Origin of the sequence: Flammeovirga kamogawensis (assembly GCF_018736065.1) — a bacterium.
Classification (GTDB): domain Bacteria; phylum Bacteroidota; class Bacteroidia; order Cytophagales; family Flammeovirgaceae; genus Flammeovirga; species Flammeovirga kamogawensis.
Genome location: NZ_CP076129.1, coordinates 74,808 through 90,975, shown reverse-complemented (window position 1 = coordinate 90,975; position 16,168 = coordinate 74,808). Strand labels below are relative to the sequence as shown.

Below are 16,168 nucleotides of genomic sequence, written 5' to 3'. Positions count from 1 at the left end.
GAATAAATAAATAAATCAATCAGTAAGAATATTTATCCTCACTGATTGATTATTACTAAAATTAGTATCCTAAAGCATCCAATACTTTAGCATTTAATCGTCTATTTTTTCCTTTATAAGGATAACAATGAATATGAATTGCAGGATTAAAGTTCATTTCAATAATTGCATAATTACTGTCATTCGCTTCTTCAGAAATATCATCTATCATCATATCTAAGCCTGTAATTTCTACATCTAAGGCTTTGGCTGCATCAACAGCAATCTTTTTATATGATTCAGGAATATCATCTGTAAAATCTATACTATCGCCACCCGTAGATATGTTAGAATTTTCTCTTAAGTAGACAATCTGATTCTTAGATGGAACAAAATCAAAATCAAGTCCCTGAGATTGTAAAAACATTTCTTCTGCTTCTCCAAGTGCTATTTTTTCTAATGGAGTTTTATACCCTTTTCCTCTTAAAGGATCTTTATTTTTTTCAATAACAAGCTCTCTTATGGTTGCTTCGCCATCTCCTTTAACATTGGCTGGTACACGATGTAAAATACCTACTACTTCATTTTTTATGATAAAAATTCGGTATTCTTTTCCACTTACAAACTCTTCTACTAAAATTGAATTATCATGTTCAAAAGCAATTTCAATAGCTCTATCAAAGACTTCTTTTTTTGTATTATTTTTTAAAATACTAATACCCAACCCAAAATTTGTGGATTTAGGTTTTACTACAACAGATTTATTCTTATAAAATAAGAAATCTTCTTTTGCTTTGTAATGATCTATATACTGTTCACCTTTAGGAGTTCGGATACCCACACGCTCTATTAGCTTTTTAGTCATTACTTTATTTTCCATCATTAAGACACTTACATAATTGTCTAAAGATGTTCGAGTAGCCTGCATTACATACTCTATCTTACCGTTTTGCTCTAGTTTAACAAAGTTTTCCGAACGGTCCATTATTTCAAATTTGATCCCTCTCAATACTGCTTCTCTCAACAATAATTGAGTGGATAATTCCATATCTTCTAAACCATAAAATTTATACGAATGGTTAAGGCTTTCCTGTTTGTAAACTTGTGCCTTTTCTAGATGCCAAGCTAAAAATGAAGTTCCTTGAATAGCTGCAAGTGTTTTAGCTGCAGGTCTCTCATTAATGTCATCAGAAATTTTAATCAGATGCTCTAAAGAACGCTCGTAACCTTCCGGTAATAGATGTTCTAATGTATGTTCTATTTGTCTGGTAATTCTAGCAACTGCTTCTTGAAGATTCATCGGTTTACCTTCAAAATCTATTTTAGCAATCTTAGAAAGCCCCATTGTTGCTGCAATTTCTTGATTTTCATTAGCTTTAAATTGAACCGCTGCATCAAAGGTTGTTTCTTCTTTTAACAGGCAAAACAACAAGAACATATGTACAATCTCTGCTGTTTCTTTTGTTATTCCGAGCTTAACAGATGGATCTAAATCTAATAAACGAATTTCTAAATAAGCCAACTGCCCGTTAATTTCTTTTAGACGTATGGGTGAATAATTTTCTTTTGCACTTTCTAATTGCCCATTGTCTATGGCTTGTTGAATACTCTTATCATATCCATCCATTGATGAATAATCTAGTACTAAATCTTCTTGATTTTTGTACCCGCAAACACTTGTACGCATGGAAGTTGCTTCTGTAAAATGATACGCATCTGTTGTGGCTTTGGGCAGTTGGTCTATACAACATTTCATGTAAGAACTGTGCAAGGCAGGACTATCGCCTAATAGTGTGACCAAATACCATCTATATTTTAAGAAATTTCTAGCTACTTTTAAATACACAGCTTCTTTAAACTCCGCATATGTTTGGCTTTTATCTTCTGATTTTTGGTATAAATAAGTAAGGTTTTTATCTAAAAAAGAGAAGTTATAATGTATACCAGACAATAACTGTTTCTTCTTACCATATTTATTGGCTAAATGAGAACGGTATTCTTCATTGGCCTCACCTCCTAAACCATAATTAGCAATTGGAATGTCATTATCATTTTCTGGAAGGTCTGGAGGGGTGCTTTGTGGCCATAAATATTCATCGCCTAATTGCTCAGAAACGATATCATGAATAGTCTCTAGAAAACCTAATGCCTCATGAATTGAGGGTAAAGGTGGAGTAATCATTTCTATCTGACTTTCTGAAAAATCTGTGGTAATATAAGGATGTGTTAATTTACTTCCTAAAGTAGAAGGGTGAGGTGTTAAAGCTATTTTCCCATTTTTATCAATTCGTATATTTTCTTTTTCAAGTCCGAAACTTCCCTCAAATAAATGACTTGATTTATAGTTATTAATGATTGAATCTAAGGCTTTCATATTGCTCTATTTAAAGTAATTTTTCTTTTTATAATTTGATAAGCGACAGTTAATGATGTCGCTCGTAATACAGTGCTTATCGCAATGGCTAACCACACTCCATTAATACCTATTGCTGTGAAAGAAGATAAGTAAATGGCCATTGGAATACGAATTAACGTCATGGTTATGTTTATTGTTGCAGGTACTTTTGTTTTTCCTAATCCATTGATTATTCCTGATGTAATCATTTCTACACACATAAACACTTGCGACAAACCAATTATGCGTAGATAATCAGCACCAATTGTCACTGTTGCTTCTTCTTGAACAAAAAGACGTACAAAAAACGTTGGAAAGGAATAAAAAAGAATACCCATTACAACACCCAATGAAACACCAATTTTAAGTGCTGTACTATATCCTTCACTTATACGACTATACTTTTTGGCTCCAAAATTTTGTCCCGTAAAAGACATCATAGCCCCCATTAAACCACCTGTTGCCATAAATGTCATAGATTCTATTTGTAAACCTATTTTTTGTGCTGCAATGGCATCACTACCCCATTGGGCAACTATTCTTGCCATTATAATACCTACCACAGTAAAAACTATGCGTTGTATTGACGGTGGAAAACCAAGATTAATGGTCTCTTTTATTGTACTTGTTGACCATTTCCACTCTTTATAAGTACCTAAAAAGTCTTGAGCTGTTTTATTCCAAAATAAAATTAAGCTAACACTTTGTGCTATTATAGTGGCTAATGCCGCTCCTAAAACTCCTAAGTCTAATACAAAAATGAAAATCGGATCAAGAAGTATATTAATAACTACCCCAACTATTGTAATTTTTAAAGGTGTTTTCGCATCACCTCTGGCATTACTTATTCCTGTAAATAAATTTACGGTTAGAATAAATAATAACCCTAAAGATGCACACCTTAGGTAATCGTAAGCTAGACCTTCTACTAGAAGATCATTCAACTTAAAAAAACCAATTAAATCTTTATAAAAAAGTTGAATAATTACTATCATAATCGCAACTATTAGCATTAGAAAAAACAAAGCTTCTCTAGCTATAATTTGCGCTTTTTTGTTCTCTTTATTTCCTATAGCGTGAGATACAGAAATTCCTGTACCTAATAAAAAAACAGAAGCAAATGCCCATGTTAATTGCAAGAAAAAGGCAGATGTACCCACTGCTGCAACAGCATTACTACCTAACTGACCTACCCAAAGCATATCTGTAAAATTATATGCAAACTGTAAGAAAGAAGAGGCAATAATTGGCAACGCCAACCCAACGATACCTTCTAAAACAGGACCGTTAGTTAAGTCTTTTTTCATGAATTATTTAATTGTGTTCTTTATGAAAACAATATTTACACTCTATTAAAATAAGTGTAATTACTCTGTTGTCAAAATTGTATATCTAAAATTAATTAGATAGATAAAGAATAGTAGAATTAGCTAAATTATTAACCGACAAAGCCAAATTAAAAGAAAATTATTTTTTAACCTCGAAGTTTTTTCTTGGTGCTTTACAATTGATTTTGAATAACTTTCAAGAAAATATTCACGAAAAAAAACACATCTAAAATATAAAGTATTACTTAATACATTTGTGTTGTATGTACTATAATTTAAAGTGAATGATGTTGTTAATGGTAAAGAAATTGGTAAACAACACTGTTCTCCTGATTTTTTTTCTGCTTGATTTGAAATACCTTTAAATGAATGTGAAAAGGCAACTTTGTCTGATTTTTTAATACAACAAGAATTTACCAACTCCTCTTTTTGTTGAGTAGATGCGACACATATAAATGTGACGATAATGCCTACGCATATTTGGTAAAATGATGTATATATTTTATTCATTTTCTTTATGTTCTACGTGAATATATGATATATGATTCATATTTAAGAGTCTATTAACTGTTATTTGATATTGTAAAATAATTTTGAGTTTCTAAAATATTCTTTCTAGCTTTGTAGCAACATCAAGAATCCTTAAATGGATGCCAACCGAGCTTTAGGTCACGGTGGCAAAATGGATGTGGTCCTCGGATGGACAAAATGCCTTCCCAACCATTTTCCTTAAATTTCTTGATGTCATTTTAATCGATTATTCACTTATAATCTGTATGACAATGACATTTGTAGAAGATTTTTATCAAGAGAAAAAAGCTTATTTTTCATCGCTTACAACAGATGAACTAATTTCTAAATTTAACCGCGAAGTAGGTAATACTGGATGGACTGGCTCTAGAGGTATTTATCTAGCAGCTTTAAATGATGAAATTTCGGAAAGAAAGATCAAAGGAACTGATTTAATTATCAAAGGTGGACGCATGTCTATTCTTAAGAAAGTAAAATTTGTAAACAACCAATTGTTTGCACTTTAAGTTACTATTTAGAATTTATTTCAAATTAAAAAAGAAGAAGACATGAGTTTATCACAAGATATTTACATTCAATTTTTAGATCATTTTTCTGCATTAAATAACAGTGATTTAAAGGCATTAAAAGCACAGAACTCTATTGCTGTATCTCACCACAACCATGCTATTGCTTTAGCATTAAGTGATGTATTAGAAGCAAGAAGTCTGTAGAACTAAGAGGGTAACTTTAATATAAAGTTACCCTCTAAATTGCATAATAATGAGTTTAACTTACCATCATCCAATATTTTTTTACCATTAAGCCTTAATTCTTTCTTTTACTTTTGAAAGTAATTGTTATCCAATTAATTTCTATATCATGACTAAAGAATTAAAATTATTAAGTGCTCTTTACGGTTGTATTGTATTTGCTTTATTATTATTGCAACATTTTTATAAACTTCCTCACCCAGAATGGGGATTACTTACTCTACCACTTATCTTTTCTCCCACAAGAAAAAACTTTTTTCATAAGAGTATTTATAGAGTTTCTGCTACTTTTTTTGGTGCATTTTTATTGTTTGCACTATCAGGAGTGACCAACAGATACCTTTATTACTTTTGTTTAGTTTGCTTAATAATGCTAATAAGTCATTTATCTATTAAGTATAAAAAGTATTTTTATTTCTTTTTTATTATTAATGTAACTATTGGAATTTTTGGAATTGGTAATTTTCATAGTGCTGATAGCCAAAGTGTATTACCTATTATAGAAGATAGGATTTTTGAGACCTTGTTAAGTTGTGCACTAATACTTATTCCTTTAGGTATATTTTTAAAACTAAATAAAAAGTTTGCTTTTACTAACCAACTTCCTCATGGTATTGAAGAACCTACACACTTTCAGTTATTTTTAAGAGCTTTAATAACGTACCTTGGTTATATTCTTCTCTATATTTTAGCAGGTACAAGAGCACTGCAAGGAGCAGGTGTTATGCTTACAATTTTATTTGCTAGTACTACTCTTTACAAAAACCCTGTGCCTATGGTTTATGCAAAAATAAAAATCATTCTATTCTCTGCCGTTATAGTTTTTCTTCTAAAAGTAGTTTCACCGTATTTAGATTTGCCCTTTTATATCAATTTCCTATTTATAAGTTTAACATATGGTTATTTAATGTACCTGTCGTTTAAACATATAAAACATGAATTTTTCTTTAAGATGATAATGGTTGTAGGACCTGTATTATATAGCATTACCCCTCCTCCTTTAGTAAACCCCACTGCATTTTGCACTGTATTAGGCGTCTTTTTAATTGGGATTTTATTTATCTATGTAGGGCATCAAATATCTATTAGAGTACACCATAAAATTACCAATAAAGAAAATATATAAATTAAAAAACCCTCAAATTGCAAAGCAAAATGAGGGTAACACTTACATTATATTAAAACATATTTTTTATTCTACCCAATTCCCTCCTAGAGATTGGTATAAGGCAATAATTTGCCCTAATAAATTTCCTTTAGTTTGTACTTGCTCATTTTGAGCAAGTAATAATGATTGTTGGGAGTTTAATACTGGCTGATAATCTATAATTCCTTGTTGGTATTGATCTATGGAAAGATTTACCGACTCATCTGATGCAGATACTGTTTGATCTAACCAAGTCATTGCTCCTTTTAATTCTTTTATATTTGACAAGCTATTTTCTACCTCCTTCATGGCATTTAATACCGTATTTTGGTAGTTTAATTGTGCTTGTTGCATTTCTACTTTTGCAATCTGTTTATTTCGTTTTTCGTACAAACCACTAAATAAGTTCCAACTAAGTTTTGGCCCAACATAATAAGCTAATCCATCATTATTTATCCAATTGCTAGCATCGTTAGAAATAAAACCTACATTACCTTGTATGGCTAAAGTGGGTAATAACTCTGCATTGGCTTGTTCTTCATTGGCTACCATTGCCATTAAACCATTTTCTGCAGATTTAATATCTGGTCGTTGCCTTACCATTTCTACAGGTAAAAGAGTTTGTAATTGTACGGGTACTTCTGGTAATTCTTTTACATCTAATAATGCTATTTTTAAACGCTCAGGATACTCACCAATAAATACCTGAATTAAGTTTACCTCTGCAACTACTTGTGCATTTAAAGTATGAATTGATGCATTTGTACTTGCATACATCGCTTCTGCTTGTAAAACATCTAATTTAGATGTTAAACCAGACTGAAATCTATCTCTAGCAAGATCCAATGCTTTTAATTGTGCTTTAATGTTAGATTCTGCAACAATAATCTGATTTTGATACATTCTTAAACGAATATAAGAAGAAGATACCTCGCCAAGTATACTAACCATCACAGATTTCATGTCTTCTTGTGCTTGTTGATAACTATAATTGGCTGTTTTTACTCCTTTACGGACTCTACCAAATACATCTATTTCCCAATACATTGAAATACCCGCATTGTATATCATCGTATTTTCGGCATTATCTGTTGGAGAAGTACCTCTATTACTAAAATTAGCAGATGCATTTAATGCAATTGAAGGGTAGTAAGCAGCCTGACTTTGTTTGTATACTAACCTTCCTTGTTCAATTCTTTGTACTGCAACTTTAATGTTCAAGTTATTATCTACAGCTTTATTGACTAATTCGTTAAGAATAGGATCGTTAAAGATCTTCCACCAATTGGCTACATCTTGCACTACAGCTAACGTACTATCATTTGCTTCTGTATTCCAATTTTCAGGAATACTATCTAATGAATGAGCCTGTTGAGAATACCCTACAAAAGGTATTAATAATAAAGAGAGAAAGTAAATTATTTTTTTCATAATGTCGTAAATAAATCAGATGTGACTTTTTTAACGAACTTTATGTAACAATGTTTCATTTTTGATACAAATAATAAAATAACAGTTGTAAATTATTTTAATTATCTGTTTTCTTCACCATTTAAAAATGGTATTTAGGTTCTAAATCAATGTTTAGATTTAATAATTTGATGACACTTTTTAGTTAACTATACAAATTATTTTCACTCAAATACTTTCTTACCTTTCTAATCTGCTCTATATTTTCTTCGGATTCTATTTCCAAAGGGTTATTATAATGGAGCATTTCTATACTGCCACCTTCCCACTCTTCTACTTTGATGAATGGGCAATTGAGGAGTTGTTCTTTGGTGTGATCTTCTTCATAAACTTCTTCTGTGGTCACACAATGATAGAAAAGAGGTTTTTCATTAAATACTGAATCATAAAATTCAAATTTGTCTAACCCATATTTAGAATCAAATTTGTAATAGTTCCCTACATCCACCCAACTTACATAACCTAAACCATTGGGTAAGGATTTGTAGATGTTGAAGAAGAAAGTATCATAATCTATAAATATTTCATGTTTAATTTTATCAATGCTAATTGCTATCTCTAGTGTACAGGTTCTTCTGATACTCATATCAATGAATTCTGATACATTAATTGCAATAGAATCATTATATGTTATGATTTTATTATTTCCTACAAAGTTCTTTAAGTCTCTTAAACCTTGGAAAATATTGATTATTTCTCCATTATTAAAATCTATCAATTTTATAGATATTAGTTCTATAAATAATTTACTTTCTATTAAAGAATCAAAAATCGAATCCTGTATTTTCTCAGTATTATTTAACTTATATAAAATCGTCATCATTTATAGTTTATCTGTTTTAATTAAATCTTTAATACTTTTGTATTGTTGAGGACCTTCAAAAATAGTTTCTTTCTTACTCCTAATTGCATTAACAGCTTCATCTACTTTATTTATCTTACCTGGCATAACTATATAATGAACTTCAACTTGATTACTGAAGTTATCTAAATTTATACCCTTCTTTTCAAATGCATCAAAATGAACTATCTACTATATGAGAAAACATTAATTATATGTTAGATAGCACTGTTAACTTTATGTCAGTTTGGCTTATTAATTCTTGAAACTTATCAAAATATTTTGAATTGATGATACCTACAGCCATGTCATTTTCAACCGTTAGTCCATATACTTTATAATTGGGAGAATTAATGATCTCATTGGTATTACTCCAACTATAATTTTTTGTTTCATTTTCATAAATCTCATAATCAAGCTTACTTCTAAACTCATTGAGGTCATTCACAATCAATAAAACACTCATTTTTCTCCAAAGTTCATCTTTGTTTACTTCACCATTAATTAACTGTAAAAATGATTCCGTCAATATATCAAAGAAATAAAATTCATGAAGATTAGAAGTTTTAGGAGTAACTTCGGGGCGATAACATAATACACCTATATATTCATTAGAATCATTAAAAGCTATCTGTGGATTTTTAAAAAATGATTTGATATCATTTTTCAAATCTTCTTTCATACCGCCTTCTGGCACTATAAGTTCGATGATATTGAGGTAAGTTTCTGAAAAATTAGTCATATCAAATTTGTTATTAGCAGCTTATGTATTGTAAATTAAAAAATTCTACTCCTCCCAATGCCATTTTGGTGCTTTATAATTTGGATCTTCTTCCTCTGCCTCACGATTATAACCATCAACTTCATCTTGATGGTCTTGGTTCCAAATATATTCTATTTCATGTGATCCATCGGGGTATAAGGTAAGGTTCGCAAAGTTCCATTTGTTTTTACCATTTTTAGTCGATTGAATATGTTTTTTTTGAACTGTATCCATAATGTAGTTTTTCATTTCAGACTTTAATCTAAATGGAATTCTCTCATTATCAAGGAAGAATTTAGGTTTATAATTTATTGATTTGGGTTGTATAGAAATTTTTAAATGTAATGTATCCCACTCAAAATTATTATTTAGATATTCAACTAATGTTTCAATAAATTCATTCATTTTAATTTTCAATTATTAATACTCATCTTCATCAATAAACTTACCATTAAGGTCATAAACCTCATGTCGAGCTTCAAACCTTATTGGTCTTTGAGAATCACCTTCATAAATTGGAGTAATCCAAACTTTCAAATTATTATTAGGGTCTTCTTCCAAAAACTTACGCCAATCATTTTCCATGGCTTTCCATTTTCCTCTATTCAAATCAGCACGCTGTGGTAAATAATTGATTTGCTCTCCAGGACCATAAAGTACATTTGCAATTAAATGTCCTCCATCATCTTGGCCTTTCACTCCATCTTTCTTTCCAACAGAACCGCCTTGTTGCCCTGTATTTCGGCCCTTCTCTTGAGCTTTTACATCTAAGACTTAAAAGATACTCATCTGTTCCTTGTTCGTAGTTTTTTTGTTTATACAAACGAGTACCAATACGAGAACTTCCCCCTTTGGCTTCTACAATGATATACCTACCACCATTGCGAGAGTTATAATATACCCTATCAAACAGACCTTGTTTAACATCTCTTTTAAGGACAATTTTTGTATGTCTTTGTCATCACTGTTCTATGTGTTAAGCAACAGCGTCAAATAGAATATATCACAATAAATACACCAATTAGTCAATAATTTCACAATATATCAGTGATAAATAAACCTTGATATTCATCTTTTAATTATGCATTTTCATAAAAAAAATCATTCATGTCAAGCAGAAAGAGAGACAGATTAGAAATATCAACTTAAAGGTGTTTATGTAATCGGGTTGATGAATTACTTAATTTTTCTAAGCATTGAAGAAGTAAAAAATATACAGCAGTAAGCTACAACTTTAAAGAAGCAACAAGCCAACCTATTTTTGTAGGTTACTTGTCTTTTTATTCGCTATACAAATTATTCTCACTTAAATACTTCCTTACCTTTCTGATCTGCTCTATATTTTCATCGGATTCAATATCTAACGGATTGTTATAATGCAACATTTCTATACTGCCATCTTCCCATTCTTCTACTTTAATGAAAGGGCAATTGAGGAGTTGAACTTTGGTGTGATCTTCTTCATAAACTTCTTCTGTGGTCACACAATGATAGAAAAGAGGTTTTTCATTAAATACTGAATCATAAAATTCAAATTTGTCTAACCCATATTTAGAATCAAATTTGTAATAGTTCCCTACATCCACCCAACTTACATAACCTAAGCCATTGGGTATGGATTTGTAGAGATTGAAGAAGAAGGTGTCAAAATTTGAAAAATTAATTTCAGAAAAAGCTTCATCATTGCTATAATGGGTAATTCTAAAAATATTTTCATTACTCAGAATAAAAACTAAAGAACTTTCGCTTTTAGTTAAGGTATTTTCTTTATCAAAAGAATATACAATTTTGCTTTTTACTTCAGTTGTTGTAAAAAAATCATATAAATCTAGTTTATAAGTATCTTTAATATAATCTTCCCTATAAGGGTCAATGTTTTTAGAAACAGAATCCCAAGAAATTAGGGAAATAAACTCCTCAATTTTTTTTAAAAAAGAAAAATTTGATTTTATCTTAATGTCCAATTTAATATTCGCCATTCTATTTCATTTTTTCAACTATTATCTTTTCTCTAAAATTTGGATCTATTGTTTTTTGATTTTTCACCTTTTTCTCTATAGCTGTTACAGCATCATTCACTTGATTCGTTTTACCCGGCATCACAATATACTGAACTTCAACTTCACCTGAGAAACCATCCATATTGATACCTTTTTCTTTTAATTTATTGATGAGTTTTGTCCTATTTAGACCTTCAGTTGATAATATCTCAATCATCTTCGCATAATCCTCTAACTGTTCAACATCAATTTGTCCATTTACATATCCCGGTTTCACATCATAGATCACTAATTTACCTTGAGCATCTACATGAAAAATACCATCGGGAATACGCTTTTTACTAAATGATGGACACTCTATTTGTGGATGTGCAACACCTGTGTTCGTTAAATTTTTCTTGGTGGCTATATAGGCTTCACAAATTGCTCCTCTTGAACCATGATTTTCTATTTTAGAAAGTCTCACTGTTAATTCATCTATACTATTGGCTGTTTGACCTAAGTGTTCATTAAACTCTTTAACAACTTTAGAACGAATGTTCGCTGCGTCTGCTCCTTCTGCTAAGTTATCTAATTGATCTTTATATTTACTTTAATTAGGATCAGAAAATTCATTTGTAAATGTTTTTATTTGCACTTCAGATAAATTTTAATGAGCTAATTTATTACTTATGTTGGATGGTAACTCATAAACATTATGCACCAAAATCCCTTCTTCACCAAAACTATTTCCTCTGTATTTTTCAATAAAGTTATATCTGAAAAGCAGACTTAAAGAGGACAATCAATAATATAATTTTTAGAACCTTCTAATGTATCATACTTATCATGAAGAATCAATTCACCTTTCGACAATAATAATGAAAAAAAACGATGTGGTGTTTTATAAACAACTAAATCCATTAGATACCATTTATTTTTATGTATTACAGCATGTACTATTATTTGATATTCTTTCTTATCTGCTACCACTTGATAACTATATGTAAAATCTCCTGTAATATTAGTTTCTCCAACTAATTGCCTTTTATAAAAACCGTATGAATTTCCATACTTGTAATACTTCATTTCTTTAAATACCTGATCTAGGTTAAATTCCCTATTTAATACTTTATTCTTTACACATATAGAACTTTTATCAAAATATTCTCCATAAAACAATAATATCAATACTAATACAGGTGAGAATATGATAAAATAAAACATCCCCTTAACTGTAAAAACCAACTCCTCTTTTATTTTTTTAAGCATATTATAAATTTGAATTTAAAGATTTATACCCTTCCCCCCACTGTTCTTGTTATTAAGCCGAAGGTATCACTCGGAACTCGAACATTCTGTGAGTTTGTAACTCACGATTTCTGTATTTCAAAATAGATCAAAATAAGGTGTATTCATATAGACCAATTGTAGGGTCATGAACATATTGTCTAACAGTTATTTATGGAATGTCTACTATTAAGCAGTTATACAATCAAAATCAGAAGTTTTAGACCTTGTTTTTTTGACTACTCTGCGTTAAAATTTCATCACGTAGCTATGCTCTTCAATTCTGCCTTGATTAGTCAAAAAATAATCCCAACAGATTTTTTACCTTGTGGGATTATGAATGTAGCTTAAAATAAAAACACTTCAAGATGATGTGAAAAGTGGGTTTTATTGATTTGAAATAACACCAATACAGAGTTTATTTTTTATTCTGATTTTGGTATAGTAAGAGGATCATTTACTAATTTTTCTGAACTTTAGAAACCGTCTGTTTTGTAGTTTCTACTATCTTCTAAAGGTTTTACAATACCTTGATCGATTATTTCCAAGTCAATTCAGAAAGGTACTAGTCAAAAGAAGGTATTTTAACACGACCACTCTCAATATCTTCCTGATAAACTATTTTTCCATCTAACGGAATACCATGGTCACACCATATTTTATCTGAATCTTCATCTTCAGTCTTTCGCATATCTGTAACATGTTGAATGGCATATCCATCAGAATGAAAATGCCATTTTCCATTATTTTCTATGGAAATTTGTTTAATATCCCTTAAAAAACTATTTAATCTTGGCGTATGTCTATAGGCTAGTGGTCTGTTATCGACTTCTCCTAAATGATAAGAATCATTTTCAGTGGTATCAATCTTTAAACTATCAACTACTGGTAACCAAATGTCTGATATTAAAAAAATTCCAATATAAAAAAACCATTGGTCATTACGTCTATAAGGTCCACATGAAAATTTAATTGGAGGAACTAAATCATAGTCATTACCTCCAACTCTTTTAAACTCTACATCACCGTTTTTGACCTTATGGGTTACATATTCTATCCCTCCACCATAATTCCAAAAGACGTAAATATCTTTCTCTTCTATTTCTCCTTTTTTATTATAAAAGGCTAAACGGGTTGCAGGTGTACCTATTTCTTCATTGTAGAAAGCAAATTTTCTGATACTATTTTCATCAAATTCAAGACTTTCAGGGCGAACTCTTTTAATATAGGATAAATAACTTTCAGACTTAGCCCCTTCTGGAAGAATTTTTAAAACATTGTACTTTTCTGCACTTTCCAAAAATCTTATAAGAATCTCTTCAGACTTTTTTTCGACCTCGTGATCGGATATGATAAATTCAGTATCATATTCAGCCAATCGTTCACACCATTTAGTTTCCCATCCGTTGATTCCTTTTTTCATAATCAATTTAGTTTATTTGCCATTGTTCTTTTAATATTACATGAACCCCTTTATTATTTTCAATAATGAACATCGTTACATTATCCATTTGTTGTTTTAGTTTTGTCACCTCCTTAGCTAGATTTTAACGTATACGTCATAATTTATTTTTTTTGAATCTATGTATTCTAGCATTTCTAATAGTTTATCTTCCAAACCAATATCTAAATCTTTTATTTCCAAGAGAGCTAATGTGCTATCACACAAACTTATTATATGTTCTAATTTCCCGTTATCTTGTGTTGAATTTTCAGAACCTCCCATTTATAACCATTTTCTACCCATATTAAGTACAGCTTTTGTATGTTCATTCTTTTCTCTACTTGATTTTAACTTCCATTCCAATTCAGATATTTGTTTTAGTAATATTTGATGTTGATGAAATAGAGAATCTTCAATTTTATCATCATTATTTTGTCTCCGTTTTTCAGTTATAATTTTATGTTTTGAACGTAATAGTTGAATTTTATTTTTAATCTCTTGATTTTCCATTGTACTACATTTGTTCTAAAATAACTTTAAGCACAGTACCCTTTTCACTTGGATGAAGGATTAATTTTGGTTCCCCTTTGACTTGAAATATTACATTTGATCTACTTCTCTCTACATTCTATGAGTTAAGTGATAGGGAATCATATAGAACTTTGCCTATTGATTAAACTTATCACAATAAATACACCAATAAAATTATTTATTAGCTTCTAAAAAAGTAGTAAGATCTAACTTTAACTATGTTATCTACTTCCCTCCTCTATTACAGGAAAGAACTTTTTAAAAATTGTTCAAAATATCAGAATATTCTGCAATGAATGAAACGGATAAAGTGAGTTACGAAGAATCTCTGAAAACCTTTAGGGACTATGTAAATACGTTGGATCAGGCGAAGGAAGAGGGGAAAAAAGAACAAGCTGTAGAAACGGCCAAATCCATGCTTCAAGATGGACTTACCATTGAAAAAGTTGCTCAATATTCGGGTCTAACCATTGAAGAAGTAAAAGATATACAGCAGTAAACCATAAATATGCAACAAGCCAACCTAATTTTTTTGTAGGTTGGCTTGTTGTCTATTCTAAATTAAATTCTTAACAAGAAAATTTTTCTTGTTCTATTCTTCATCTGCAAAGGTAAAATGAACTGGACTTTTACGAATTTCTACTCCATCTAAATCTGCAGCTTCAATTGCTTCTTTTAATCGATCACTGATAAGGAAACCATGATTTATCCAATATATTAGGTCAATATTACGATATGCTGATTTAAGAACACCTTTATTAAATATTGCTGTTACATATTGATCGTGATGATGTCTTCTATTCTCTTCTAATTTTTTAATTGTTGGAAATTCATTTTTTAAACCTCTTTCAAGTATTTCTCCTGTACTAATTACCTCTAAATCAAAAAGTGATTTTTCAAAACAAATACATTTTTCAAATTCTCTCTTTGAAGAAACCATCACATTAAAATCAAAAAATGAATACCCTACCTTGACCTTTGCATCATAAATTTTTGAATTTAAAGAATTAAACTCTTGTAAAATTTTTTTTAATGTATTAGAAAGAGGGCTTAAATTTATTCTAGGTCTAACTGTAAAACCAATACGACTATACAAATTTGAAAGAATCACTTTTCGTTTATCATAATCAGCTTTATCAATGATGTCTATATAATCAAAAATGTAATTATCAGGGAAACTTAATTCATTTTGAATAATATGATGTACCTCTTCCAAATTTTTTAAATTATCTCCATCACATTCTCCAAATGTAAATTCATTTCTATCGAAGACTTTAGATCTTATACTTTTTTTTAATAAATATTTCATGTTGTTTATTCATTTAGTTTTAAATTATTGATCACTCTTACCTTTTGACCTAAATACTCTGATTTTATTACTTCTTTTTTATCAAATTCTACTTTAGGAAATAAATAAAAATTATAATCACTATTATTTAACTTCAATTTTACTTTTTTTATAACATAATCTAAAAAACCTTTTCTTGAAAATGTATTATATGTATAAGCCTTTTATGTAGCTTTTTCTCACATTTTTAAATGCTTTTCATCTTGTTATAAATCATTGCTATTTAAAAAAGAAAACTCATCTAACAACCTTATTTTGGACGTTATATAAGTCAATTAATGTTTCTTTAGAAATACTTTCTTTAATATCTAAAAATGCTTTATTCGCACTCCTTCCCAAACCTTTGTAGTATTACACCGACAAATGTCAC

17 protein-coding genes, 1 pseudogene and 1 riboswitch are annotated in these 16,168 nt (G+C 29.9%); of the genes and pseudogenes, 4 read left to right on the top strand and 14 right to left on the bottom strand.

The window, feature by feature from the left end:
• Nucleotides 1-61: 61 nt before the first annotated feature.
• Nucleotides 62-2,353: a bifunctional glutamate--cysteine ligase GshA/glutathione synthetase GshB gene (gshAB, locus tag KM029_RS19345; RefSeq protein ID WP_144076500.1), complete on the bottom strand. Its 2,292-nt coding sequence runs from the start codon at nt 2,351-2,353 to the stop codon at nt 62-64.
• Nucleotides 2,350-3,681 carry an MATE family efflux transporter gene (locus KM029_RS19340; protein ID WP_144076499.1) on the bottom strand — a complete coding sequence of 444 codons (1,332 nt, stop codon included), beginning with the start codon at nt 3,679-3,681 and terminating at the stop codon, nt 2,350-2,352. The genes gshAB and KM029_RS19340 overlap by 4 nt, the downstream gene beginning before the upstream one ends.
• A gap of 645 nt (nt 3,682-4,326) precedes the next feature.
• Nucleotides 4,327-4,423, top strand: a riboswitch (SAM-I-IV-variant riboswitch).
• Nucleotides 4,424-4,478: 55 nt separating this feature from the next.
• Between KM029_RS19340 and KM029_RS19335 the strand changes: the two genes are divergently transcribed.
• The 3 genes from KM029_RS19335 to KM029_RS19325 all read left to right on the top strand — a co-directional run bounded on the left by KM029_RS19335 (nt 4,479) and on the right by KM029_RS19325 (nt 6,111).
• Nucleotides 4,479-4,739, top strand: coding sequence for a hypothetical protein (locus KM029_RS19335; RefSeq protein ID WP_144076498.1), 261 nt, complete (start codon nt 4,479-4,481; stop codon nt 4,737-4,739).
• A gap of 42 nt (nt 4,740-4,781) precedes the next feature.
• The gene (locus KM029_RS19330; protein ID WP_158631216.1) at nt 4,782-4,946 is read left to right on the top strand and encodes a hypothetical protein; all 165 of its coding nucleotides are present in this window, start codon (nt 4,782-4,784) and stop codon (nt 4,944-4,946) included.
• A gap of 148 nt (nt 4,947-5,094) precedes the next feature.
• Nucleotides 5,095-6,111, top strand: a complete 1,017-nt coding sequence (locus tag KM029_RS19325) for an FUSC family protein (RefSeq protein ID WP_144076497.1) — start codon at nt 5,095-5,097, stop codon at nt 6,109-6,111.
• Nucleotides 6,112-6,177: 66 nt separating this feature from the next.
• Here KM029_RS19325 and KM029_RS19320 read toward each other — a convergent pair whose 3' ends face one another.
• From KM029_RS19320 to KM029_RS19275, 11 genes and pseudogenes are all read right to left on the bottom strand, one after another.
• Nucleotides 6,178-7,563, bottom strand: coding sequence for a TolC family protein (locus KM029_RS19320; RefSeq protein WP_144076496.1), 1,386 nt, complete (start codon nt 7,561-7,563; stop codon nt 6,178-6,180).
• Between the two features lie 184 nt (nt 7,564-7,747).
• On the bottom strand, nt 7,748-8,425 hold the full coding sequence (locus KM029_RS19315) for a hypothetical protein (RefSeq protein WP_144076495.1): 678 nt from the start codon (nt 8,423-8,425) through the stop codon (nt 7,748-7,750).
• A complete protein-coding gene (locus tag KM029_RS27055; RefSeq protein ID WP_260412674.1) occupies nt 8,426-8,551 on the bottom strand; it encodes a hypothetical protein in 126 nt (41 codons plus the stop codon).
• A gap of 103 nt (nt 8,552-8,654) precedes the next feature.
• Entirely contained in the window at nt 8,655-9,185 is a 531-nt protein-coding gene (locus tag KM029_RS19310) for a hypothetical protein (protein WP_144076494.1), read from the bottom strand.
• A 45-nt stretch (nt 9,186-9,230) separates the two neighbouring features.
• The gene (locus KM029_RS19305; RefSeq protein WP_144076493.1) at nt 9,231-9,611 is read right to left on the bottom strand and encodes a hypothetical protein; all 381 of its coding nucleotides are present in this window, start codon (nt 9,609-9,611) and stop codon (nt 9,231-9,233) included.
• A 15-nt stretch (nt 9,612-9,626) separates the two neighbouring features.
• A pseudogene (locus KM029_RS19300) lies at nt 9,627-9,926 on the bottom strand (DNA/RNA non-specific endonuclease); the annotation flags it as partial.
• 560 nt (nt 9,927-10,486) lie between these two features.
• Nucleotides 10,487-11,185, bottom strand: a complete 699-nt coding sequence (locus KM029_RS19295) for a hypothetical protein (protein WP_144076491.1) — start codon at nt 11,183-11,185, stop codon at nt 10,487-10,489.
• Between the two features lies 1 nt (nt 11,186).
• Complete coding sequence (locus KM029_RS19290; protein ID WP_144076490.1) at nt 11,187-11,672, bottom strand: hypothetical protein; 486 nt, start codon at nt 11,670-11,672, stop codon at nt 11,187-11,189.
• Nucleotides 11,673-11,977: 305 nt separating this feature from the next.
• A complete protein-coding gene (locus KM029_RS19285; protein ID WP_144076489.1) occupies nt 11,978-12,457 on the bottom strand; it encodes a hypothetical protein in 480 nt (159 codons plus the stop codon).
• 583 nt (nt 12,458-13,040) lie between these two features.
• Nucleotides 13,041-13,898, bottom strand: coding sequence for a hypothetical protein (locus tag KM029_RS19280; protein WP_144076488.1), 858 nt, complete (start codon nt 13,896-13,898; stop codon nt 13,041-13,043).
• A gap of 303 nt (nt 13,899-14,201) precedes the next feature.
• Nucleotides 14,202-14,429 carry a hypothetical protein gene (locus KM029_RS19275; protein WP_144076487.1) on the bottom strand — a complete coding sequence of 76 codons (228 nt, stop codon included), beginning with the start codon at nt 14,427-14,429 and terminating at the stop codon, nt 14,202-14,204.
• A 313-nt stretch (nt 14,430-14,742) separates the two neighbouring features.
• On the opposite strand from KM029_RS19275, the gene KM029_RS19270 reads away from it, so the two are divergent.
• Nucleotides 14,743-14,949 carry a hypothetical protein gene (locus KM029_RS19270; protein WP_144076486.1) on the top strand — a complete coding sequence of 69 codons (207 nt, stop codon included), beginning with the start codon at nt 14,743-14,745 and terminating at the stop codon, nt 14,947-14,949.
• A gap of 93 nt (nt 14,950-15,042) precedes the next feature.
• Here the strand turns inward: KM029_RS19270 and KM029_RS19265 are convergent, their stop codons facing one another.
• Nucleotides 15,043-15,759, bottom strand: a complete 717-nt coding sequence (locus tag KM029_RS19265; RefSeq protein ID WP_144076485.1) for a hypothetical protein — start codon at nt 15,757-15,759, stop codon at nt 15,043-15,045.
• Nucleotides 15,760-16,168: the final 409 nt, after the last annotated feature.

What these genes read in the sequence shown, in the direction of transcription:
- KM029_RS19335 (WP_144076498.1), top strand. Translation starts at nt 4,479, where the DNA reads ATGACAATGACATTTGTAGAAGATTTTTATCAAGAGAAAAAAGCTTAT.
- KM029_RS19310 (WP_144076494.1), bottom strand. Translation starts at nt 9,185, where the DNA reads ATGACTAATTTTTCAGAAACTTACCTCAATATCATCGAACTTATAGTG.
- gshAB (WP_144076500.1), bottom strand. Translation starts at nt 2,353, where the DNA reads ATGAAAGCCTTAGATTCAATCATTAATAACTATAAATCAAGTCATTTA.
- KM029_RS19275 (WP_144076487.1), bottom strand. Translation starts at nt 14,429, where the DNA reads ATGGAAAATCAAGAGATTAAAAATAAAATTCAACTATTACGTTCAAAA.
- KM029_RS19320 (WP_144076496.1), bottom strand. Translation starts at nt 7,563, where the DNA reads ATGAAAAAAATAATTTACTTTCTCTCTTTATTATTAATACCTTTTGTA.
- KM029_RS19285 (WP_144076489.1), bottom strand. Translation starts at nt 12,457, where the DNA reads ATGCTTAAAAAAATAAAAGAGGAGTTGGTTTTTACAGTTAAGGGGATG.
- KM029_RS19265 (WP_144076485.1), bottom strand. Translation starts at nt 15,759, where the DNA reads ATGAAATATTTATTAAAAAAAAGTATAAGATCTAAAGTCTTCGATAGA.
- KM029_RS19295 (WP_144076491.1), bottom strand. Translation starts at nt 11,185, where the DNA reads ATGGCGAATATTAAATTGGACATTAAGATAAAATCAAATTTTTCTTTT.
- KM029_RS19340 (WP_144076499.1), bottom strand. Translation starts at nt 3,681, where the DNA reads ATGAAAAAAGACTTAACTAACGGTCCTGTTTTAGAAGGTATCGTTGGG.
- KM029_RS19270 (WP_144076486.1), top strand. Translation starts at nt 14,743, where the DNA reads ATGAATGAAACGGATAAAGTGAGTTACGAAGAATCTCTGAAAACCTTT.
- KM029_RS27055 (WP_260412674.1), bottom strand. Translation starts at nt 8,551, where the DNA reads ATGCCAGGTAAGATAAATAAAGTAGATGAAGCTGTTAATGCAATTAGG.
- KM029_RS19315 (WP_144076495.1), bottom strand. Translation starts at nt 8,425, where the DNA reads ATGATGACGATTTTATATAAGTTAAATAATACTGAGAAAATACAGGAT.
- KM029_RS19305 (WP_144076493.1), bottom strand. Translation starts at nt 9,611, where the DNA reads ATGAATGAATTTATTGAAACATTAGTTGAATATCTAAATAATAATTTT.
- KM029_RS19325 (WP_144076497.1), top strand. Translation starts at nt 5,095, where the DNA reads ATGACTAAAGAATTAAAATTATTAAGTGCTCTTTACGGTTGTATTGTA.
- KM029_RS19330 (WP_158631216.1), top strand. Translation starts at nt 4,782, where the DNA reads ATGAGTTTATCACAAGATATTTACATTCAATTTTTAGATCATTTTTCT.
- KM029_RS19280 (WP_144076488.1), bottom strand. Translation starts at nt 13,898, where the DNA reads ATGAAAAAAGGAATCAACGGATGGGAAACTAAATGGTGTGAACGATTG.